General features: G+C 23.9%; 1 protein-coding gene. It reads left to right on the plus strand.

The window, feature by feature from the left end; genetic code table 11:
* Window positions 1–78 precede the first annotated feature (78 nt).
* Window positions 79–398 (plus strand): hypothetical protein (locus IUY40_RS19290; protein WP_195738467.1); only part of this gene is annotated, 320 nt, incomplete at its 3' end.

A 398-nucleotide genomic window follows, 5' to 3' on the forward strand; every position in this document is an offset into this window, starting at 1 on the left:
AGATGTAAAGATTTATAAGAATAATAAAATAGATATTAATTTATCAACAACTTATGATAATCCTTAAAAAAAAGTGATATGCAAGATATTATTGAAATAGTACAATCACATTTAAAAGATTGTAATTGGAAAAGAGCAGAGCTAATTCTTAAAATCACAAAATCATCAATGAAGTATGGAGCAATATTTTATATTGATGAGAATGGTAACCAAGAAGATTTTTGGATTGATTTTGATGAAATAAGACCTTTGCTTGATACATTGAGAGATAAATATAATCAGTCAATTGATAGTGATACAAAATTCAATAAGTATAAAATTATTATTAAAAATAATAGAACTTATACTGAAAGATATTGGTGGGATTCTGAACAGAATAAACAAAATTTGATAGCAGG

It is taken from the genome of Flavobacterium sp. ALJ2 (genome assembly GCF_015594725.1).
Taxonomy (GTDB): domain Bacteria; phylum Bacteroidota; class Bacteroidia; order Flavobacteriales; family Flavobacteriaceae; genus Flavobacterium.